Consider the following 19,890-nt stretch of genomic DNA (forward strand, 5'->3'; position numbering starts at 1 on the left):
CCGCCATGTCGAGCTTCTTCATCCGCAGGCCCATCGTCGCCATCGTCATCGCGATCGCCACCGTGCTGGTGGGCGCCATCTCGATGCTCGGGCTGCCGATCTCGCAGTTCCCGCAGATCCTCCCGCCGCAGGTGAACCTCTCCGCCGTCTACACCGGCGCGGACGCGCTCACCGTGGAGCAGTCGGTCGCGACGCCCATCGAGCAGCAGATGAACGGCGTGGACCAGATGCTCTACATCAAGTCCACCAATGCCAACGACGGGACGATGCAGCAGCAGGTGACGTTCGACGTCGGCACCAACATCGACATCGACAACGTCCTCGTCCAGAACCGCTTCTCGCAGGCGCAGCCGTTCCTGCCGCAGGACGTGAAGAACTACGGCGTCACCATCAAGAAGTCGCTCAACTTCCCGCTCATGGTGGTGGCGCTCTACTCGCCCGACGGGCGGTACGACGCCAAGTTCCTCGGCAACTACTCGGTCATCAACCTGAACGACGCCCTCCTCCGCGTGAAGGGCGTGGGCGACATCCGGAACCTCGGCGCCGGCGACTACGCCATGCGCGTGTGGCTCAAGCCCGACGTCCTGGCGCGGCTCGGCCTGACCGTGGCCGACGTGCAGAACGCGCTCCGGTCGCAGAACGTGGTGAACCCGGCCGGCCAGGTGGGCGCGGAGCCGGCGCCGCCGGGGCAGCAGTTCTCCTTCACGGTGCGCGCCCAGGGGCGCCTCGACACCCCGGAGCAGTTCGGCGAGGTGGTCGTCCGCCAGAACCCGGACGGCTCGGCCGTGCGCGTCCGCGACGTGGCGCGGGTGGAGCTCGGGACCGCCACCTACTCCATGATGGGCGCGCTCAACGGGAAGCCGGCCGCCATCATCGCCGCCTTCCAGGCGCCGGGCTCGAACGCCCTCGACGTGGCGGCCGGCATCCGCGCCACCATGGAGGAGCTCAAGGGGCGCTTCCCGCCGGGCCTGGCCTACGAGGTCTCGCTCGACACCACCGCCCCGGTGAAGGCCGGCATCCACGAGATCCTGATCACGCTCCTCGAGGCGGTGCTGCTGGTGGTGCTGGTGGTGTTCGTCTTCCTGCAGAGCTGGCGCGCCACCCTCATCCCGCTCCTCACCGTCCCGGTCTCGCTCATCGGCGCGTTCGCCGTGTTCCCGCTGCTCGGGTTCTCCATCAACACCCTCTCGCTCTTCGGCCTGGTGCTCGCCATCGGCCTGGTCGTCGACGACGCCATCGTGGTGGTGGAGGCGGTCGAGCACCACATCGAGCAGGGGATGAAGCCGCGCGAGGCGACGCAGCAGGCCATGCGCGAGGTGCAGGGCCCGGTCGTCGGCATCGCGCTCATCCTGGCGGCGGTGTTCGTCCCGGTCGCCTTCATGAGCGGCATCACCGGTCGGCTCTACCAGCAGTTCGCGCTCACCATCGCCATCTCGGTCCTCATCTCGGCGTTCAACGCGCTGACGCTGAGCCCGGCCCTGGCGGCGCTGCTGCTCAAGCCGAAGAAGGCGCACGCCGGGCCGCTCGGCCGGGCGGGGGCCGCCTTCAACCGCTGGTTCGAGCGGGTCACGCACCGCTACGTGGCCATCAACGCCCGCCTGGTCCGCAAGGTGGCGATCCCGCTCGTGCTGCTCGCCGGCGTGGCGGGGCTCTCCGCCTTCGTCGGCGGGCGGCTGCCGACCGGCTTCGTCCCGCAGGAGGACAACGGCTACGCGGTCGTCGCGATGCAGCTCCCCGACGCCTCCTCGCTGCAGCGCACGGAGGAGGCGTTCAAGAAGGTCGAGGCGGTGCTGGCGAAGACGCCCGGGGTGCAGTTCTACACCACCATCGCCGGCTACTACTCGCTGTCCGGGGCGAGCGCGAGCTACTTCGGGACGGCCTTCCTCGGCTTCGCGCCCTGGGAGGAGCGCTCCACCCCCGAGCTCCAGGCGGGCGCCATCCTGAAGCGCGTCAACGCCGAGCTGTCGAAGATCCCGGACGCGCGCGCCTTCGCCATCGCGCCGTCCGCCATCCCCGGCCTCAGCTCGTCGGGCGGCCTCAGCATCATGCTGCAGGACCGCAGCGGCGGGCCGGTGGAGCTGCTCGCGAAGAACGTGCAGCGGTACCTGGCCGAGGCGCGCAAGCGCCCCGAGCTGCAGAACGTCGTCCCGAACTTCTCCCCGTCGGTGCCGCAGCTCTTCGCCGCGGTCGACAAGGAGAAGGCCATGAAGCAGGGGGTGCCCATCGCCGACGTCTACGCGGCGCTGCAGGCGTTCCTGGGCGGCTCGTACGTGAACGACTTCACCCGCTTCGGGCGGCAGTGGAAGGTGTACGTCCAGGCGGACTCCGAGTACCGGCGCACGCCCGAGGACCTCAAGTCCTTCTACGTGCGGAACGCCGGCGGCCAGATGGTCCCGCTCTCCTCCTTCGTGAACGTCCGCGACACGACCGGGCCGGAGTACACCGTCCGCTTCAACCTGTTCCGCGCCGCCGAGGTGATCGCCTCGCCCGCGCCCGGCTACAGCTCGGGCCAGGCGCTCAAGGCGATGGAGGAGGTGGCGAAGGGGCTGCCGCCGGAGATGGGGTACGCCTGGTACGGGCTCTCCTACCAGGAGAAGACCGCCGAGGGCGGCACCGCCACCGTGCTCGGGCTCTCGCTGGTGTTCGTCTTCCTCATCCTGGCCGCGCTCTACGAGAGCTGGTCGCTGCCGTTCAGCGTGCTGCTCGGCACGCCGATCGCGGTGCTGGGCGCCTACCTCGGCCTCTTCTCCCGGCGCTTCGACAACAACGTCTACGCGCAGATCGGCCTCGTCATGCTGGTCGGGCTCACCGCCAAGAACGCCATCCTGATCGTCGAGTTCGCCAAGGCCGAGCTCGACAAGGGGCGGCCCCTCCTCGAGGCGGCGCTCACCGGGGCGCGCCTCAGGCTCCGGCCCATCCTGATGACCTCCTTCGCCTTCATCTTCGGCTGCCTCCCGCTGTGGGTGGCCGAGGGCGCCGGCGCCGCCTCGCGGCAGGTGATGGGGACGGTGGTGGTGGCGGGCATGCTGGCGGCGACGCTGTTCGGCGTCTTCACCATCCCGTCGCTGTTCGTCTTCGTGGAGCGGCTGTTCGGGGGGAAGAAGCACGCCGCGGCCGTGGAGGAGCTCCACCGGCCGCCCGGCGAGGCGGTCAACGACGCCGTGCCGCCGCGCGCCGCCGGGGATCGCGAGCCGTGAGCGAGGCCCCGGCCGACCCGCGGGTCTTCCGCCGCATCCTCGTCGCCACCGACTTCTCTCCGGCCTCGGCGCCCGCCTTCGAGCGGGCGCTGGGGCTGGCGCGGGCGATGGGGGCGCGCCTCGACGTGCTGCACGCTTACCAGGAGCGGGCCCTGGCGGAGCTCGGCTACGCGCCGGTAGGGAGCTTCGACGCCTGGGATCGCGAGGTGCGCGCGCAGGCGGCGGCCCGGCTCGAGCCGCTGGTGGCGCGGGCGCGCGCGGCCGGGGTCGAGGCCGAGCCGCTCCTCGTGACCGGCTTCCCCGACGAGGCCATCGTCGAGGCGGCGCGGCAGCGCCGGGCCGACCTCGTCGTGGTCGGGACGCACGGCCGGCGCGGCGCCGCCCGCGTCATGCTGGGGAGCGTGGCGGCCCGGGTGGTGGCGAACGCCGGCTGCCCGGTGCTCACCGAGCGCGGCTGACGCGGCGGGCGCACCGCCCGGTCAGGCGCGCGGCGCGAGGAGCGGCGCCGCCTCCTCGATGAAGGGCCGCGCCGCCCCGTGGTAGCGCGCCCGGCGCGCCCGGAGCTCCTCCACCAGCTCGAGCGCGCTGCGGTCGCAGGGGGGCAGCTCCGCGCCCGAGGTCTCGAGCGGCGCCGTGCGGTCGCCCCAGCGCACGACGTGGGCGCACCAGGTGAGCCCGGCGCCGAAGGCGGGCAGGAGCAGCGTGGCGCCCGGCGCGACGCGCCCCTGCTCCAGCGCCTCGACCAGCGCCACCGGGACGGTCGCGGCCGACATGTTGCCGTAGCGGTCCACGTTCACGAAGACCCGCTCGGCGGGGAGCCCGGCCCGCTTCGCCACCGCGTCGATGATGCGCCGGTTCGCCTGGTGCGGCACGCACAGGTCCACGTCGCCGGCGCCGAGGCCGCAGCGCGCCAGCGCCTCGCCGCTCGCCTGCGCCATGCCCACCACCGCCCGCCGGAAGATCTCCTGGCCGTCGAACGCCCAGCGGGTGTACCCGAGCGGCAGGCCGCGGTTGGCGAAGCGGCCGCCGACCCCGCGGATGTCGAGGGTGTCGCGGGCGTCCGCGTAGCAGCCGAGCCGCTCCGCCAGCACCCCCTCCTCGCGCGGGCTCGCCTGCAGCACCACCGCCCCGCAGCCGTCGCCGAACAGCACGGCGGTGTTGCGGTCCTCCCAGTCGAGGAACGCCGTCGGCACCTCGGCCCCGATGACGAGCGCGGTGCGCGCCACGCCGGTGCGGAGGAGCGCGGTGGCGGTGGACAGGCCGTAGAGGAAGCTCGTGCAGGCGGTGTTGAGGTCCATGCAGCCGGCGTTCGCCGCGCCGAGCTGCCGCGCCACGCCCGAGGCGGTGTTCGGCGCCAGCTGGTCGGGCAGCGTGCTGCCGAGCACCACCAGGTCGAGCTCGGCCGCCGGGAGCCCGGCGCAGGCGAGCGCGCGCGCGCCCGCCACCGCGGCCAGGTCGCCGAGCGGCACGTGCGAGACGCGCCGCTCGCGGATGCCGGTCCGGCTCACGATCCACTCGTCGGTGGTGTCGAGGAAGGTGGCGAGGTCGGCGTTGGTGAGGACGGCGGGGGGAAGGCACTTCCCCCAGCCGGTGATGGCGGCATGCGTCATGCGACCTCCAGCGGTGGTGACCGGTCCCTACCCGTCGTCTCGCCCCGGCGCCGGCGCCGGCGGCGGCGCCGGGGTGCCGGGCTTCGCCGCCGGCCCCATGACCGGGGCCGGGCCGGCCTGGAGCACGGCGCGCGCCGCGGCGAGCTGCTCGTCGAGGCGGGGGCCGAGCGCCCGCGCGTAGGCGGCCACCGCGGGGTCGGGATCCGCCTGCGCCCGCCGGATCGCGTCCGGCAGGGGGTGCTGCGCCTCCTGCGCGCGCGCGACGCCGCGGGCGATGGCGGCGAGCGAGGCGCCGGCGGCGGGGTCGGGCGCGGCCTGGAGCGCGCGCACCACCTCGTCCGGCGCGTTGCGGGCCACGTCCTCCCACAGCTCGCCCATGCGGTCCGAGAGCGCCGGGTCGGCGGCGGCCGCGGGCGTGAGCTCGACCAGCCGCGCCAGCGCCTCCTTCTCGCCCTCCGCCGCCAGGTCCGCCAGGGAGCCCAGCACCGGCGCCGGCGACTCGAGCTCGGCGCCGAGCGCGCGCAGGCGCTCGAAGCTGGCGGCGCCCTCGGCGGCCACGCCGTCGAGGAAGGCGCGCCGGCCCGACTCGGAGTCCGGCTCGGAGAGGTAGACCGCCTCGGCGGCTGCGACGCGCAGCGCCGGGTCGCCCTCGGTCTCGAGGGCGGTGCGCAGGAAGGCGACGTTGCGCGGGTCGCCGGAGCGGCCGAGCTGGTAGTAGGTGGCGAGGTGCGCCTTCACGTCGGCGGCGGCCTCGTCGCGCGGGGCCGCGCTGCGCGGGGTGGCCGAGGCGACCGCGGCGCCGAGGTCGGCGGGCTGGCCGCCGGCGGCGGCGAGCGCGCTCCCCACCGCGTCGATGGCGCGGATGGTCAGGTGGGCGCGGCCGGGGAAGTCGTTCACCAGGATCGAGAAGACGAGCCGCTCGCGCGCAGCCGTCTCGACGAAGCCGGAGAGGCTGGTCACGTTCTCGAGCGTGCCGGTCTTGGCCCGCAGCCGGCCGTCGGTCGACTCCATGCGCCAGCGGGTGGTGCCGTCCTTGCCGGCCACCGGCAGCGCCGCCAGGAAGTCGGCCATGATGGGGAAGCGCCGCCACACCTCGCGCAGCAGCGTCACCGTCTGGCGCGCGCTGAAGCGGTTCGAGTCGTTGAGGCCCGAGCCGTTCTTCATGACGTAGCTGCCGCGCGGCAGGCCGGCTTCGGCCAGGAAGTCCTCGACCGCCTCGACGCCCTTGGGCCAGGTGCCGGGGAGGCCCTTCTTCTCCGCGCCCAGCGTCTTGAGGAGCTGCTCCGCCACGAAGTTGTTGGAGGTCTTGTCGAGCTTGCGGACCACCTCGCCGAGCGCCTCCGACTGCGCCACCAGGAGCAGCCGCGCCGAGGGGGGCACGGGCGCGCGCCGCACCTGGCCGGTCACCCGCACCCCTCGCAGCTCGAGCAGCCGCTTGAGGGTGTGGCCGAAGTAGAGCGGCGGGTCGTCGATCTTCCGGTAGAAGACCTGGTCGCGGCTTCCGGCCGGCAGCCGAGCGTCCACGACGATGCGCTGGCGCCCGCTGGGGAGGCGCACCGAGGACGGCGTCACCCGCCGCCGGCCGTTCGAGCGCACCGTCCGCGTGCGGTTCTCGACCTCGAGGTAGTCGCTGGCCGGCTCCAGCTCGACCCGGCCGCGGTCGCCCGCGCGCGCGCCCGGCGCGACGTGGATCGCGACCACGTTGAAGTTGAGCGAGAGCGCGCCCACCGGCGCCAGGTAGGAGCGGTCGCCCCGCTCCTGGTCGTAGCCCGGCCCCTCGCGCTGCCCGTCGAAGAAGGCGTCGTCGACGAGGAGGTCGCCCCGCACCACCTTCACGCCGCGGTGGGCGATGTCGCCGGCGAGCGCCCACAGCCGCTCGGTCACGAAGGTCGGGTCGCCCTTGCCCTTCACCCACAGCGCCTTCACCGCGCCGCCGGACGGCGCGCCGTCGGCGTAGACCTCGGTGTCGAAGCGGTACTCGGGGCCGAGGCGCGCCAGCGCGGCCGCGCTCGTGAAGAGCTTCACGTTCGAGGCGGGGTTGAGCAGCGCGTCCGGGTCGCGCGCGTAGAGCACCTCGCCCGAGTCGAGCGAGGCGACCACGATGCTGGCGCGGGCGGCGCGCAGCGGGGTGCGGGCGACGATCTCGTCGATGGCCTGGTCGAGCGCGCGCTTGCGATCGGCGGGGGCGGCGGCGTGCTCCGGCTCGGCCGGGGCGGGGTGGACCGGCAGGGGCGCGAGCGCGAGGGCGAGCGCCGCCGTGGCGGCGCGGAGAGAGAGCGGGGTGGTCATGAGCGGGGAGCCTGGCGGCCCCGAGTTTAGGGGCAGGGCGGCCACCCGCGAAAACCTCTGCCGCTCCGGCCCTATTTCAGCGGCTTTGACAATCCGCCGGCGGCCGGGTAGCGTCTGCTGAGAATGAGTCTCAGTCTCGATAAGAACGGCGCCGCTCCGGCCGACGCGAGCGGACAGGAGCCGCTGCTCGCGGCGGCGCTCGGCCGCTTCGAGGGCCTGCTGGCCGCCCGCGGCCTCCGGCTCACCGCCGCGCGCCGGGCCATCGTCGAGGCCGTCCTGCGCCGCGCCGGGCATTTCACCGTCGAGGCGCTGGTGGCCGACCTGCGGTCGCGCGGGCTCGCCGCGTCGAAGGCGACCGTCTACCGGGCGCTGCCGCTGCTGACGGAGGCCGGCATCCTGGCCTCGGCCGTGCTCACCGCCGACGAGCGGACCTACGAGCGGGCGGTGGGGCGCGAGCACCACGACCACCTCGTGTGCCAGGGCTGCGGCAAGGTGGTGGAGTTCGAGTACGAGGCGATCGAGGTGCTCCAGCGCGAGCTGGCCGCTCGATACGGGTTCACCCTCGAGGGGCATCTGCATCAGCTGTTCGGCCGCTGCGCCGATTGCCGGAAGGGCGACACGAAATGAGAACGCGTCTCAGGGGAGACGAGGTGGGCGCTTCGCGCCACGCCGCCGACAGCAGCGGCGCGATCCGTTTCAGCGACGAACCGGCGACCCCCTGCTGCCAGGGCGACGAGCTCCGCTGCGGCTGCGGAAGCCTGCTGGCGCGGATCGTGGGGCCGGCCGTCGAGCTGAAGTGCCGCCGCTGCAAGCGCGTCTGGAACATCCCCATCGAGAAGAGCTAGCTGGCGGGCTGCGCGCCTGGCCTCCAGCCGCTACGAGGCCTCCATGCTCGCCTACGTCTTCTGGCACTGGCCGCTCGCCGCCGTCTCCGAAGAGGAGTACCTGCAAGCCCTCGCGGCGTTTCACCAGGCCCTGCAGCGCGCGCCGCCGCCCGGCTTCCGCGGCTCGCGCGTCGTCGCCGTCGAGGGAGCGCCCTGGTGCGGCGCGGAGCGCGCGTTCGAGGACTGGTACCTCGTCGACGACTTCGCGGCGCTGGGCGCGCTCAACGAGGCCGCCATCGCCGGCGCGCGCCGCGCGCCCCACGACGCAGCGGCGCGCCGCGCGGCCGGCGGCGCGGGCGGGGTCTACCGGCGGCTCGCCGAGGGGAAGCGCGCGGACGACCGCGCGACCTGGCTCGCGAAGCCGTCCGGCGTGAGCTACGGCGACTTCCTGGCGCGGCTCCCGCCCGGCACCGAGCTGTGGCAGCGGCAGCTCGTCCTCGGCCCCGCGCCCGAGTTCCACTGGGCCGGCCCGGCGCCGGCCGGCGTGTCAGGGCTCACGCTCGCGGCGCGGGAGCGCTTCACGAGCGCCGTCTGAGGGCCAGGCTCGCTTGGTCGATCCCGTAGGGCGGGGGCTCGTCCCCCGCCGCTGGGCGCACGGCGCGGCCGTCCTTGGTGCCAGCCCGCGCGGAGCCTCTGCCTGAAGTCGGCCGCTCCCGCTTCGCTAGCCCAGCGAGGCGGGGCCACTCCGCCAGGCCACATGGGTGTCTCTTTACACTCCAGGGGTGCTCCTTACGTTCCCGGCACACCCCGGAGGCACACATGATCACCGTCCGCCGCGCCGACGAGCGCGGGCACGCGGAGCACGGCTGGCTCGACAGCCGCCACACCTTCTCCTTCGCCGACTACCACGACCCGGCGCACATGGGGTTCAGCGACCTCCGCGTCATCAACGAGGACCGGGTGGAGCCGGGCCAGGGCTTCGGCACGCACGGGCACCGCGACATGGAGATCATCTCCTACGTGCTCGAGGGCGAGCTCTCGCACCGCGACTCCATGGGCACGGGCTCCGTCATCCGGCCGGGCGAGGTGCAGCGCATGAGCGCCGGCACCGGCGTGCGGCACAGCGAGCAGAACCCGTCGCGCGAGCGCCCCGTGCACTTCCTGCAGATCTGGATCCTGCCCGACCGCGCCGGCCACACGCCGTCCTACGAGCAGAAGGCGTTCCCCGAGGCGGAGCGCCGGGGCCGGCTGCGCCTCGTCGCCTCGCCGGACGGCGCCGAGGGCTCGCTCACCATCCACCAGGACGCCCGCATGTACGCCGGCCTGCTGGCGGAGGGCGAGCAGGCCCGGCTCCCGCTCGCGGAGGGGCGGCAGGCCTGGGTGCAGCTCGCGCGCGGGGAGCTGTCCGTGAACGGGCAGGCGCTCCGGGCCGGGGACGGCGCCGCGCTGACGGGCGAGGCGGCGGTCGAGCTGGCCGGCCGCGGCGCCGCGCCGGCGGAGGTGCTCGTCTTCGACCTCGCGCCGTGAGGCGGGTCGGGCTAGCGCCGGCCGCCCGCGGCCACCGCGGCCCGCACCTGCGCGGCGTGCGCGAGCCGCGCCTCGACCCGCGCCAGGAGCTCGCGCCGGCCGGCCTCCACCTCGCGCGGGGCGAGCCCGAGCGCGTCGCCGACGAGGCCGTCGAGCTCGCGCTGCGCCGGCCGCGCCAGCATCGCGCGGAGGTCGGTCGTGACCGGGTCGCGCGCCAGCGCCGCCCGGCACGCCTCGAGCGCGCCGCGGCGGGCGGCGAGCGCCGCCGGGCGCGGGAACGGCGCCCCGGCCAGCACCCCGCAGTCGACGTCGGCGATGGCCTGCATCCCGGTGAGCTGCCGCGCGGCGCGGTCCACGGCGAGCCGCAGCGGCGTCGACGAGAGCGCCAGCGCGACCAGCCACGGCTCCTGGTCCGGGCCGGGGAAGAGGGCGTGCCACTTCTTGTCCTCCCACAGCCCGCCCTCGTTCAGCACCGCGAAGGCGCGCGCGCCCACCTTGGCTGGGTAGAGCACCGGGGCCGGGGTCCGGCCCGGCGCCACGCGCCACCACGGCGAGCGCCCGGCGCAGGTGGGGCGGGCGGCGACGCCGCGCGCCTCGCCGAGCGCGACGTAGGCGCGCGCCGCGGGGCCGAGCTCGGCCGGGCGGAAGAGCGCGCGCCGCGGCGCGACCTGCTCCGGGGCGGCCGCCTCCCGCAGCGAGGCGAGGATGGGCTGCGCGTCGCCCGGCGCGAGCGCCAGCTCCCCGGCGAGCGCGCTCTCGAAGCGGCCGCCGCCCCGGGGGACGAGGTGGAAGAAGGCGTTGCAGCCCGACTTCATGCCGAAGCGCACCCGGCACGCGTCGCCCAGCGCGCCCGCGCCGGCGGCGGCGGCGCGCGCGGCGCGAAGCGGCCGGAGCCGCGCGCTGCCCGCCCCGCGCGCCAGCGCCGCCAGCTCCTCCGCGCCCAGCGCGGCGAGCGGGACGGAGGCCTCGGCGGCCGCGCGGCCCAGGTGCCCCTCCGACCAGACCGCGAGCGCCGTGTCGACCGAGGCGGCGAAGCTGCCCGCGGCGCGGGAGCGGAGCCGCCAGGCGAACCCGCCGCGCGCCGCGCCGTCCGCCCGCAGCGGCGCCGCGGACCGCGCGGTGTCGAGCGCGCGCGGCCACACGAGCGCCACGTCCGCGGCGTGGCGCAGCGCCAGGGCGGCGAAGTGCGCCGACAGGTCGGCCTGCCGGGAGAGCCCGCTCGCTCGCGCCGCGCGAGCCTTGTCGGCCGCGGCGAGCGCCTCGTGGCGGAGGAAGGGCGGGTTCATGAGGACGAGGTCCGCCGCGGGCCACGCGCGCCGGGTCGCGTCGCCGCAGGCGAGGTCGGCGCGGGCGCCGAGGAGCCGCAGGCGCGCCTCCGCCGCGCCGGCCGCGAGCGGCGCCACGTCGAGGCCGAGGAGGCGCGGCTCGGCCCCGCAGCGGCGCGCGACCTGGAGCGCCGCCACGAGGAGCGCGCCGCCGCCGCAGGCCGGGTCGAGGACGCGCGCGCCGTCGAGGGCGCGCCGGAGCCGCGCGGGCGCGGGCGCCGCGCCGAGCAGCGCCAGCACCGCCTCGTCCTCGGCGCAGCCGCGGCGCGCGGCCACGCGCGCGAGCCCCAGCGCCGCCAGCAGCCGCGCCTCGGCCGCCTCGGTGAACACCGCCCCGCGCGCGCCGTCGAGCGCGCCGCGCGCGATGGCCTCCAGGAGCCGGCCGTCGAGCCGCGCGGGGGCGGGGTCGAGCTCGCTGCCGACGGCGAAGCTCGCCAGGGGACCGCCGGGCCTGCCGGCGAGCCGGCGCGCGGCGGCGCTGAGGCGCGCCTCGGGCGCGAGGGGCAGGAGCGCCGCCAGGGCGCGCGCGACGGACGTCACGCCGCCATCTTAGCGGGATGCCGCGCCTCGGCGACCTTGCCGCTCGGCACCAGCGCGAGCAGCAGCACGGCGACCCCGGAGGCGAGCTCGTTGGCGGTGACCGTGCGCGAGCCGAAGCCCAGCGCGTCGGCCGCCGCGAGCAGCCAGATCGCCGGCGCGGCCAGCGCGAACCGCACCAGCGGCCACTCCAGCGCGGCGAGCGTGCCGACGCTGACGAGGAGGCCCAGCGCGACGTCGTGCAGCACGGCCGCGACGGTGGGGTAGCCGAGGACGAGCGGCGCCAGCATGAGCCAGAGTCCCACCGCGAAGGTAGCCCAGCGTGCGCGCATCACCTCCACGGTGGGCCGGGGCGCGCGCACCGTCAAGGTACGCCGCCCGCCGGCCCCCGCCGGGGCGGTCGCCCGGAGCGCGGCGGAGCGTGCGCGCCCCCCTCCGAGGGCCCCGCCGGGGGGCGCTCCCTGGGGGAGGGCTCTCCCGCGCCTGGCGTCCTGTACGATCGGCCCTCGCTACGGGCCAGGAGTCGAAAACTGGCCCTGTCAGAGGACGTCGCTAGCATGCCCCCATCTGGTCGACCCTCGGCCGCAACGCGACGACGGACGCACATGACGACATCGGACGAGCGAGTCGCGACGGAGATGGGCCGCGCGCTCATGGCCCTCTACCGGGCCGGGATGCAGGTTCGGGTCTGGCCCGACGCCCTCTCGGGGCGCGCCTCGGCCCGCATCGTGGCCGGCCCCAGCGCCCACCGCCGCCGCGCCGCCGCGCCGCGCTCAGCGACTGGCGAAGGCGACTCGCCGCTCTCGGCGCTGTACGCCGCCGTCGAGCGGATGAACACGCGCGCCGGCGCCGTCGTCGTGCAGCTGGATTAGGACGGGCGGGCGGCCCCGCCCCCGTCCAGCGGCGTCACGCGAACAGCCCGTCCAGGCGCCGCTCGATGTCCTCCTGCACCTGCTTCTTCATCGCGCCGGGGACGAGCATGGGGAAGTGCAGGTCGATGGTGACGTGCCCGTCGCCGGCCGCGTAGACGCCGGAGATCCCCATCTTCGAGACCTTGCCGGTCTTCGCGGCGGGGTCGCGGTCGTACTTGAGCCCCATCTTGGCCGTGAGGCGCTCCATCACCTCGTCGACCTTCTCGTAGATCTGCTGGGCGTCCTTGCCCGGGTACTCTCGCTTGATCTGCGGCATTCCTTGGTGACCTCCGACTTCAGACGTACACGGTAGGATCCGGGACTCCCGCCTCGGCAAACCCCTTCCGCCGCAGCTCGCAGGCGTCGCAGCGCCCGCAGGCGCGGCCTCGGACGGGGTCGTAGCACGAGAGGGTCAGCCGGTAGGGCACCCCGAGCGCGGTCCCGAGCCGGACGATCCCGGCCTTCGAGAGCCGCAGGAGGGGGGCGCGGACGTGGAGCGGCCGGCCCTCGACGCCCGCCTTGGTGGCGACGCGCGCCAGCCGCTCGAAGGCGCGGATGAAGGCGGGGCGGCAGTCCGGGTAGCCCGAGTAGTCGATGGCGTTCACGCCGACGTAGATGTCGCTCGCGCCGAGCGTCTCGGCGTGCGCGAGCGCCAGCGCGAGCAGGACGGTGTTGCGCGCCGGCACGTAGGTGACCGGGATGCCCCGCCCCATGGCGCGCGCCGGCCGGTCCTTCGGCACGGCGACGCCGGCGTCGGTGAGCGCCGAGCCCCCGAACGCCGACAGGTCGACCCTGACCACCCGGTGGTCGGCCGCCCCCAGCGCCCGCGCCACCCGGCGCGCCCGGTCGAGCTCGGTGCGGTGGCGCTGCCCGTAGTTCACGGACAGCGCGTGCGCCTCGAAGCCGTCGCGGCGAGCGACGGCGAGGCAGGTGCTCGAGTCGAGGCCTCCGGAGAGGAGGACCACCGCGCGCGGCGCGGCGCGCTTCCGCTTCGCCATGCGGCGCATCCTCCACGAACCGCCCCCCTGCGGCAAGCGGGTCAGGGCGCGCCGGTGACGGTCCAGCGCGCGGTGCAGGGCACCCCGCAGGCGGTCCCGCCGTCCTTCTCGCACCCCGCCGTGCCGCCGTCGGGCGGCGCGAGGTCGTCGGAGAGCTGGCCCGAGAAGCCGGTGACCCCGCCGTCGCTCCGGAGCAGGTCGCCCTCGAGCGTCTCGACCACCGTGAGCGGGCACCCGCAGGCGTCCAGCGTCGCCGGCGCCGGCGGGGCCTTCAGCGTCAGGTGGTCGCCCTCGCGGTCGCCGGCGAGCGGGGCCGACTCCAGGCGGTCGAGGCACAGGTAGGCCTGCGTGTCGGTGTAGGAGAGGGTCCCCGTGAAGGCGAGGCCCCCGTCGACGCTCGGGCAGATCCCGCCGTCGGCCTTGTCGGCCTGGCCGCTGAAGACGAGGGTGGCGACCGGCGCGCCGGGGCAGGCGGGGGGGTGCGCCCGCGCCTCGCAGCCGGCGAGCGCCGCCGCCAGCGCGAGGCCCAGCGCCCTCGCGGCGCGGGGCGCGCTCACGGCCCCTCCGCGCGGAAGTCGAGCCAGACGTCGGTGAGCGCGAACGCGGCGAGGTCGCGCACGTCGCCGTGGGCGAGGGCCTCGGGCCGCGGCCGCTCCCGCAGCGGGCGCTCGCTCTCGACCAGCGCCGCCAGCGCGGCGCCGGGGGCGCCCGCGTGGAGCAGCGCCAGCCGGGAGGCGGTCCGCCGGGCGGCGGCGGCGAGCTGGGGCTGGGGCGTCACCGCCAGCTCGGCCGAGGCCGCCGCGCCGAGCGCCGCCGCCTCGGAGCGGATCGCCGCCGGGACGGTGCGGGTGAGCGCGGCGAGGAGCGCCTCGGCCCGCGCGGCCGGGATCGCGGGCGCGGCCAACGCGCCGCCGGCGAAGCGGCAGGCGAGCTCGCACAGGAGCCCGCGCGCCTCCGGCCCGAGCCGCCCGGCGAGGGCCCAGCCCAGGTCGACGAGCGCGAGCCCCCGGGCGAGGAGGAAGCGCGCCGCCGGGGCCGGCGCCCGCGCGAGCTCGCGGCCGAGCACGAGCGAGGGCGGCTGGGTGTTCTCGAGCTGCACCTCCAGGCCGCCCTCGCCGCGCAGGTACGCGGCGCAGGCGCGGGCGCCGAGGGCGCGGCGGGCGGCGGCGAGCAGCGCCAGCAGCTCGGGGGCGTGCGCCGGGCCGAGCGCGTCGGCCGGCCCCACGCCGCGGTGGGCGAGGCCGGACTGGTAGAGCGGCTCGAGCGCCGGGGCGAGCAGCGCGAGCAGGCGCGGGAGCGCGCCGCGCGAGGAAGGGTGCGCCACCGCGGCGCGCAGCGCGGGCGGGGGCTCGCGGGGGGAGGCGTCCTCGTCGGCGAGCGGGATCCCCTCGGCGAAGGCGCCCAGCGCGGCGGCGGTCCGGGCGAGCAGCTCGAGCCGGCGCCGCTCGGCGGGTGCCCTCCACGGCGCCGCCGAGGCGGCGTGGCGCGCGAGCGGCGCGAGGGCGGCGGGGTCGAGCGGGGCGGCGCGCGCCGCGGCGAGGGCCTCGGAGAGCGCGGGGGGGAGGGGAGCGGCGGCGGGGGCGGGCGGGGTGGGAGAGGCCCCTCCACCCGCTTCGCGGGGCGAGGGAGACGATACCCCGTGCGCGGGGGCGGCTGGGGTGGCGGGCGTCGCGGGAGCTCCAGGGGCGCCGGGCGGTATGACCACCTGTGAATCACCCTCTCCCCCCTCGGGGGAGAGGGCAGGGAGAGGGGGCAGCGCCGCGCGCCGCAAGCGCGCCGCCTCCTCCCGCCGCAGCGCGGCGTTCTCCGGCTGGCCCGCCTTCTCCCAGCTCACCGCGGCCTCTTCCTCCGCCTCCGCCGCGAGCGCGGTCTCGCCCCGGGCGAGCGCCTCGTCGCGGAGCCGGTCCAGCGCCCGCACGGCGCGGAGGTGCTCGCCCGCCTCGTCGCAGGTGCGGGCGAGGGCGCGCAAGGTCTCGGGCGCGCGCGCCAGCCGCGCCGCGTGGTCGAGGTGGAGCCGCGCCGCGGGGAGGTCCGCGGCGAGGAGGCGGCCCAGGCGCGCGTGCGCGGCCGCCTTCTCCTCCGTGTCCGGGGCGTAGGCGGCGAGCCGCCGGCAGGCGCGCAGGAGCGCCTCGCGGTCCTCGCCCCGCTCGCCCAGCGCGACCAGCGCGCGCAGCGCCGCGAGGTGGTCCTTGCGGAGCCCGAGCGCGAGCTCGGCGGCCCTCGCCAGCGCCGCGGGCTCGGCGGCCGGTCCGAGCGCGAGGCACGCCTCGGCGGCGGCGAGCGCCGAGCTCTCCTCGCCGTGGCGGGCGGCGGCCGCGGCGGCGGCGGCGAGCGCCTGCGAGGCGGCGGCGGGCTCGCCCCGCCCGGCGCGGACCTGCGCCAGCGCGGCCAGGGCGCCCGCGTCGTCCGGGCGGCGCGCCACCGCGGCGGTGGCGGCGGCGAGGGCCTCGGCGCCGTGGGAGGGGTCCAGCGCGAGGAGCGAGACCAGCCGGGCGGAGGCGAAGGGGTGGGCGGCCTGGGCGCGGTCGAGGGCGCGGTAGGCAGCGAGCGCGCCGCCGAGATCGCCGGCGGCGAGGAGCCGCTCCGCGTCCGCGAAGACCCGCGCACCCTCGAGCTCGAGGAGGAGGTCGGGGTCGGCCGGCGCGGGGGCCGCGGCGGCGCGATCCCAGACCAGCCGGACGCCGCCGGCCTCGACCTCGGCCCGCGCCAGCCGCGCCGCCGCCGCGCGCGGCAGCTTGAAGCCGCGCCCCGGCAGCGTGCGCCGGAGCAGCGCCGGCAGCGGGTCGAGGCGCAGGGCGCCGCCCTCGGGCTCGCCGTCGGCGAGGCCCCGGAGCGCGCGCGCGACCAGCGCCGGGAGCCGGGCGGCGGGCACGCGAGAGGGCGCGTACAGGCGCGGCGCGTGCAGCCGCAGGAGGAGGCGGGCGCCGCCCTCCTCCGCGAGCAGCGCCGCCTTGAGCGTGAAGGGGGTGCCGTCGGCGAGCGCGCCGGCCGCCTCCAGGAACCCGGCGCGCGGCGCCAGGTCCAGCCGGGCGAGGCCGCTCCCCGGCTCCGCGAGCGGCGCCACCGCCGCCGAGAGCGCCTCCGGCCGCGCCGCGACCTCCGCCCGATCGAGCTCGCAGAGCCGCCCGTGGAACTGCGCGGCGCCGGCGGAGACGTCGAAGGGGAGCCGCACCCCCGGCACCTCCAGCGCGAGCGCGACCAGCTCCAGCCCGGGCGCCAGCGCGCCCGCCGGCAGCGCCACGTACGCCCCGCCGCGCTCGAGCCGCAGCTCGAGCCCGCTGGCGTGCGCCGGCGCGTCGTTCGGGGTGGGCAGCTCCGCCATCGGGCGCACATCCTACCGCCCCCGCGCGCGGGGGCGGAGGCGGGCGTGCCGGCCGCGGCGGGCCCGCTAGCGGGCGGGCCCGCCCGCCTGCTGCTGCGCCATCTCGGCCGTGCCGCGGCGGTAGACGTAGAAGGTGCGCCGGCTCTGGAACTCGTCGTCCTCGCGGGCGAAGACGGTGACCACGTTGTTGCCCGGCTTGAGCGGCACGTCGGTGGCGAAGTCCATGCGGTCGGAGGCGCCCGCCTCCGGGACGACCTTGAAGAACACCTTCTGCTCGTTCGCGAAGACGAAGACGTCGCGCAGCTTGTTCTGCAGCCCCGCGGCGCCCGGCGAGACCGAGGCGGTGCCGGTGAGGTGCAGCCTGTCGCCCGTCACCACCGGCGCACCGCCGCCGGAGGCGGGGGCGAGCGCGATGCGCGGGGGCTCGCGCTGGAACACCTCGGTCGCCGCGGTGGCGGCGCCCGGCCTCGCGCCCGGCGCGGCCTCGACGTCGCGCGCCTGCGCGAAGGCGGCGCGGCCCTTCTGCCACTCCACCCGGTAGAAGTCGCCCACCTTGCCGGTGACGGCCAGGAGCGCGCCCTTCTTCGCGACGGCGATGGGCGGCGCGGAGGCCGCGGCCCCGGCGCGGAGCGCCGCCTGGGCGGTGGTCACGCGGACCGCGCCGCTGGCCGCGACGCGCGCCTTGCCCTCGGCGGCGACCGGGATCTCGAGCCGCTCCGAGACGAACTCGTCGAGCTTCTCGTCCACGATCATGAGCCGGAGCGGCATGGTGTCGGGCTTGAGGCCCTTCTTCACCTCGAGCTGCAGGAGCGCGGTCTTCACCTCGCCCGGCGCGAGCTTCCCCACCACCACCCGGCCCTTCTTGATGAACACCTTCTCGTCGCCCAGGTTCTTGAGCGAGACGTAGGTCTTGTCGCCCGCGGCGCCCTGGCCCTCGTTCCGCACGTCGACGCGCAGCGTGACCTCCTCGCCGCGCTGGACGAGCCCGTCGCCGTTGCCGAGGGCCTCGTCGTCGATCTGGGTCGAGAACGCGAAGGCGGGCTTGGGGTTCTCCACCACGTCGACCGCGGTCAGCGCGTCCGGCGGCGCCCGGCCGCCCTCGTCCTCGAAGTGCAGCTTCACCTCGTCGTGGCGGCTGTCGAGGCCGGCCGGCAGCTTCACCGGCACGGTCCAGGTCCGCTTCTCGCCCGGCTTCACCAGCCCGAAGACGAACTCGCGCCGGTCGAGCAGCGGCCACTTGTCGACCAGGGTCCAGGCGCGCAGCCGCCGGAGCGGGCCATCGCCCTTGTTCTCCACCGTGACCGTCCAGGGCAGCGTCTCGCCGGCGGCGATGGTCTTGCCGGGCGGCGGCGACACCGAGACCACCGGGCGCGCGGCGCCGGGCGCGGCGCCGGCGGTCCAGTCGACGCCCAGGGCGCCGAGCTTCTGGACCAGGCGCCCGTCCTCCTCGGCGCGCCGCTCGGCCACGAAGCCCTTGGCGGCGGCGAGCAGCCGCGGCCGGTCGGCGAAGGGGGCGCGCGCCAGCAGGTCGCGGGCGAAGCGGATCTGGTAGTCCTCCTTCACCTCGTCCGGGTTCGCGTCGAGGTCCTCGTCCTCCTGCTGCTCGGGGGTGAGCTCCTCGGCGCCCGCCGCCTCGCCGTGGGCGCGCGCGGCCGCCTCCCGCTTCTCGTCGGCCTTCATCGCCTTGGCGAGCAGGTCCTCCTTCTCGTCGAGCAGGTAGCGGAGCTCGAGCGCCGACTTCTCGGCGCTGGCGCGCCGCTCCTCCGCCCGCTTCTGCGCCTCGGCCTGGGAGGCGGTGGCGTCGGAGGGGTTCGCGAAGTGCTTGTCGAGGTCCACCTCGCCCATCGAGCGCGCCGGCGCGAAGTAGTTGATCGCGTCCTTGAGCGCCCGGCCGGGCAGGAGGAGCACGTCCGGCGAGACCCCGACCTCCTGGATGGAGAGGTCGCCCGGGGTGAGGTACTGCGCGATGGTGAGCTTGAGCGCCGACTCCTCGGTCGGCCGGGCCGGATCGGAGAAGTCGTACAGGACCTGCACCGAGCCCTTGCCGAAGGTCTGGCGGCCGATGACCAGCGCGCGGTTGTTGTTCTTGAGCGCGCCCGCCACGATCTCGCTGGCCGAGGCGGAGCTGTTGTTCACGATGACGACCAGCGGCAGCCCGGTCATGTCGTCGCGGTCGGCGTGCGCCTCCTTCACCTCGTGCATCCGCATGCCGTCGCCGACCGTCTTCACGATGACGCCCTCGGAGAGGAAGACGTCGGAGACGCTGATGGCCTGCTCGAGCAGGCCGCCGGGGTTGCCGCGCAGGTCGAGCACGAGCCCCTTGAGCGCGCCGCCCGCCTGCGCCCGCTGCTGCGCGATGGCGGCCTGCAGGTCGCGGGTGGTGTTGGCCGAGAACTGCGACAGCTTCACGTAGCCGACGCCGCCGGCGAGGAGCTTCGCCTGCGGCACGGTCTCGACGCTGATCACCTCGCGCGACAGGTCGAGGCGGTGCGCCTCGGGCCAGGCGCTGCGCTGCACGGTGATGGCGACCCGGCTCGCGGGCTTGCCGCGCAGCCGGTCGACGGCGTCCTGCAGGTCCATGTTGACGGTGGACTGCTCGCCGATCTTGGTGATGACGTCCTTCGGCTTGATCCCCGCCTTCTGTGCCGGCGTGTTCTTGAGGACGCGCACCACGGTGAGGTTCCCGTCGCGCATGGCGATGACGAACCCGAGGCCGCCGAACTCGCCCTTCGTCTGCAGCCGCATCTCCCGGAACATCTTCGGCTCGAGCAGAACCGAGTGCGGGTCGAGCGTGGAGAGCATGCCGTTCGTGGCGGCGTACTCGATCTCGCGCAGGTTCTTGTGGGCGACGAGGTGCTGCTGGATGAAGGTGACCGCCTCGCCCATGACGGCCCGCACCTTGTAGATGCTGTCGACGCCGCCGAGGTCGAGCGGCCGGCTGGCGCCGCCCACGGTGAGGGTGAGCTTCCCCTGCTTGGCGTCGCCCTCGACCATGACCTCGGCCACGGTCTTCTCGACCATGTCGAGCGCCCCGACCACCATCGCCTTCGGGTCGACGCGCTTCGGGTCGACGTAGTTCTCGGCCACGTAGTGGATGGCGCGCGAGAAGACCGGCAGCTGATCGAGGGGGTAGTCGGGGTCCTCGTCCGCGCTGGCGCCCGTGCGCGCCAGGGCCGCCGCCTGGTGCGGATCCCGCGCCGCCACGCGCACCGGCCCGCGGGGCTCGGCGCTCGCCCGGCTGTAGGCGAAGTAGGCGATCCCGCCGCTCGCGGCGGCCGCGACGGCGAGGGACGCCAGCAGGCGGGTGAGGCGGTTCATGGAGGACCGTGGGCTTTCTGCTGCGTGGCTGA

The 19,890-nt window shown here is 76.2% G+C and carries 16 protein-coding genes; 7 read left to right on the forward strand and 9 right to left on the reverse strand.

Going from position 1 to position 19,890, the window contains the following annotated elements:
* Positions 1–5 precede the first annotated feature (5 nt).
* The gene (locus HWY08_RS07370) at positions 6–3,197 is read left to right on the forward strand and encodes an efflux RND transporter permease subunit (RefSeq protein ID WP_176064207.1); all 3,192 of its coding nucleotides are present in this window, start codon (positions 6–8) and stop codon (positions 3,195–3,197) included.
* Complete coding sequence (locus tag HWY08_RS07375; protein ID WP_176064208.1) at positions 3,194–3,655, forward strand: universal stress protein; 462 nt, start codon at positions 3,194–3,196, stop codon at positions 3,653–3,655. Before HWY08_RS07370 ends, HWY08_RS07375 begins: the two co-directional genes overlap by 4 nt.
* 21 nt (positions 3,656–3,676) lie before the next feature.
* Here the strand turns inward: HWY08_RS07375 and HWY08_RS07380 are convergent, their stop codons facing one another.
* Both HWY08_RS07380 and dacB read right to left on the reverse strand, forming a co-directional pair.
* Entirely contained in the window at positions 3,677–4,807 is a 1,131-nt protein-coding gene (locus tag HWY08_RS07380; protein ID WP_176064209.1) for a ketoacyl-ACP synthase III, read from the reverse strand.
* 27 nt (positions 4,808–4,834) lie between these two features.
* Positions 4,835–7,096, reverse strand: a complete 2,262-nt coding sequence (gene dacB / locus HWY08_RS07385; protein ID WP_176064210.1) for a D-alanyl-D-alanine carboxypeptidase/D-alanyl-D-alanine endopeptidase — start codon at positions 7,094–7,096, stop codon at positions 4,835–4,837.
* Positions 7,097–7,219: 123 nt separating this feature from the next.
* Here dacB and HWY08_RS07390 point away from each other — a divergent pair, with 123 nt between their 5' ends.
* The 4 genes from HWY08_RS07390 to HWY08_RS07405 all read left to right on the forward strand — a co-directional run bounded on the left by HWY08_RS07390 (position 7,220) and on the right by HWY08_RS07405 (position 9,447).
* Complete coding sequence (locus HWY08_RS07390) at positions 7,220–7,723, forward strand: Fur family transcriptional regulator (RefSeq protein ID WP_176064211.1); 504 nt, start codon at positions 7,220–7,222, stop codon at positions 7,721–7,723.
* Between the two features lie 23 nt (positions 7,724–7,746).
* Positions 7,747–7,941, forward strand: a complete 195-nt coding sequence (locus HWY08_RS07395) for a hypothetical protein (RefSeq protein WP_176063961.1) — start codon at positions 7,747–7,749, stop codon at positions 7,939–7,941.
* 43 nt (positions 7,942–7,984) lie between these two features.
* Positions 7,985–8,515, forward strand: coding sequence for a hypothetical protein (locus tag HWY08_RS07400; protein ID WP_176064212.1), 531 nt, complete (start codon positions 7,985–7,987; stop codon positions 8,513–8,515).
* Positions 8,516–8,739: 224 nt separating this feature from the next.
* Positions 8,740–9,447, forward strand: coding sequence for a pirin family protein (locus tag HWY08_RS07405; protein ID WP_176064213.1), 708 nt, complete (start codon positions 8,740–8,742; stop codon positions 9,445–9,447).
* Between the two features lie 11 nt (positions 9,448–9,458).
* Here the strand turns inward: HWY08_RS07405 and HWY08_RS07410 are convergent, their stop codons facing one another.
* Both HWY08_RS07410 and HWY08_RS07415 read right to left on the reverse strand, forming a co-directional pair.
* Positions 9,459–11,312, reverse strand: coding sequence for a type VI secretion system protein (locus HWY08_RS07410; RefSeq protein ID WP_176064214.1), 1,854 nt, complete (start codon positions 11,310–11,312; stop codon positions 9,459–9,461).
* Positions 11,309–11,614: an SPW repeat domain-containing protein gene (locus HWY08_RS07415; protein WP_235969508.1), complete on the reverse strand. Its 306-nt coding sequence runs from the start codon at positions 11,612–11,614 to the stop codon at positions 11,309–11,311. Before HWY08_RS07415 ends, HWY08_RS07410 begins: the two co-directional genes overlap by 4 nt.
* 300 nt (positions 11,615–11,914) lie before the next feature.
* Here HWY08_RS07415 and HWY08_RS07420 point away from each other — a divergent pair, with 300 nt between their 5' ends.
* The gene (locus tag HWY08_RS07420) at positions 11,915–12,181 is read left to right on the forward strand and encodes a hypothetical protein (protein WP_235969509.1); all 267 of its coding nucleotides are present in this window, start codon (positions 11,915–11,917) and stop codon (positions 12,179–12,181) included.
* 34 nt (positions 12,182–12,215) lie between these two features.
* Here the strand turns inward: HWY08_RS07420 and HWY08_RS07425 are convergent, their stop codons facing one another.
* The 5 genes from HWY08_RS07425 to HWY08_RS07445 form a co-directional block, all read right to left on the reverse strand.
* Entirely contained in the window at positions 12,216–12,497 is a 282-nt protein-coding gene (locus HWY08_RS07425; protein ID WP_176064217.1) for a polyhydroxyalkanoic acid system family protein, read from the reverse strand.
* 19 nt (positions 12,498–12,516) lie between these two features.
* The gene (gene queC / locus HWY08_RS07430) at positions 12,517–13,218 is read right to left on the reverse strand and encodes a 7-cyano-7-deazaguanine synthase QueC (protein ID WP_176064218.1); all 702 of its coding nucleotides are present in this window, start codon (positions 13,216–13,218) and stop codon (positions 12,517–12,519) included.
* Positions 13,219–13,259: 41 nt separating this feature from the next.
* The gene (locus tag HWY08_RS07435; protein ID WP_176064219.1) at positions 13,260–13,775 is read right to left on the reverse strand and encodes a hypothetical protein; all 516 of its coding nucleotides are present in this window, start codon (positions 13,773–13,775) and stop codon (positions 13,260–13,262) included.
* Positions 13,772–16,540, reverse strand: a complete 2,769-nt coding sequence (locus tag HWY08_RS07440) for a hypothetical protein (RefSeq protein WP_176064220.1) — start codon at positions 16,538–16,540, stop codon at positions 13,772–13,774. Before HWY08_RS07440 ends, HWY08_RS07435 begins: the two co-directional genes overlap by 4 nt.
* Positions 16,541–16,606: 66 nt before the next feature.
* Positions 16,607–19,858: an MXAN_5808 family serine peptidase gene (locus tag HWY08_RS07445; RefSeq protein ID WP_176064221.1), complete on the reverse strand. Its 3,252-nt coding sequence runs from the start codon at positions 19,856–19,858 to the stop codon at positions 16,607–16,609.
* Between the last annotated feature and the right edge of the window lie 32 nt (positions 19,859–19,890).

The sequence above is a fragment of the Anaeromyxobacter diazotrophicus genome (assembly GCF_013340205.1).
GTDB classification, from domain to species: Bacteria; Myxococcota; Myxococcia; order Myxococcales; family Anaeromyxobacteraceae; genus Anaeromyxobacter_A; species Anaeromyxobacter_A diazotrophicus.

Coding starts and splice junctions, on each gene's coding strand:
- HWY08_RS07370 (WP_176064207.1), top strand. CDS start 6: ATGTCGAGCTTCTTCATCCGCAGGCCCATCGTCGCCATCGTCATCGCG.
- HWY08_RS07380 (WP_176064209.1), bottom strand. CDS start 4,807: ATGACGCATGCCGCCATCACCGGCTGGGGGAAGTGCCTTCCCCCCGCC.
- dacB (WP_176064210.1), bottom strand. CDS start 7,096: ATGACCACCCCGCTCTCTCTCCGCGCCGCCACGGCGGCGCTCGCCCTC.
- HWY08_RS07390 (WP_176064211.1), top strand. CDS start 7,220: ATGAGTCTCAGTCTCGATAAGAACGGCGCCGCTCCGGCCGACGCGAGC.
- HWY08_RS07400 (WP_176064212.1), top strand. CDS start 7,985: ATGCTCGCCTACGTCTTCTGGCACTGGCCGCTCGCCGCCGTCTCCGAA.
- HWY08_RS07405 (WP_176064213.1), top strand. CDS start 8,740: ATGATCACCGTCCGCCGCGCCGACGAGCGCGGGCACGCGGAGCACGGC.
- HWY08_RS07420 (WP_235969509.1), top strand. CDS start 11,915: ATGACGACATCGGACGAGCGAGTCGCGACGGAGATGGGCCGCGCGCTC.
- HWY08_RS07425 (WP_176064217.1), bottom strand. CDS start 12,497: ATGCCGCAGATCAAGCGAGAGTACCCGGGCAAGGACGCCCAGCAGATC.
- queC (WP_176064218.1), bottom strand. CDS start 13,218: ATGGCGAAGCGGAAGCGCGCCGCGCCGCGCGCGGTGGTCCTCCTCTCC.
- HWY08_RS07440 (WP_176064220.1), bottom strand. CDS start 16,540: ATGGCGGAGCTGCCCACCCCGAACGACGCGCCGGCGCACGCCAGCGGG.
- HWY08_RS07445 (WP_176064221.1), bottom strand. CDS start 19,858: ATGAACCGCCTCACCCGCCTGCTGGCGTCCCTCGCCGTCGCGGCCGCC.